Source organism: Priestia sp. SIMBA_032 (assembly GCF_046535215.1).
Taxonomy (GTDB): domain Bacteria; phylum Bacillota; class Bacilli; order Bacillales; family Bacillaceae_H; genus Priestia; species Priestia aryabhattai.
In genome coordinates this window covers 1-334 of record NZ_JAWRXD010000291.1, presented here as the reverse complement: position 1 = coordinate 334, position 334 = coordinate 1, and the positions used below count along the sequence as shown (strand labels likewise).

General features: G+C 35.6%; 1 pseudogene. It reads left to right on the top strand.

The features are described from left to right. Nucleotides 1–334 (top strand): annotated as a pseudogene (locus tag SB717_RS34440) (IS3 family transposase); the annotation flags it as partial.

Below are 334 nucleotides of genomic sequence, written 5' to 3'. Positions count from 1 at the left end.
AAGAGTTACTAAAGGAAAATGAATACCTACGAATGGAAATTGCGTATTTAAAAAAGTTAAACGCCTTAGTTCAAGCATCAAGGGAATCAAAGAGCGAGAAAAAGCCCAAATAGTGTTTGAATTAAGGCATGAATATAAGGTCGTCGACCTTATAAAGGTAGCTAAAATCGCTCGTAGTACTTATTATTACTGGACGAAAGCTTTTAAGGGTCCTGATAAATACAAAGAGATGAAACAACTAATTAAGCATATTTTTCATGAGCACCAAGGTAGATACGGTTACCGTCGTATTACCTTAGAGCTGGGTAGACTAGGGTATTCTATTAATCACAAG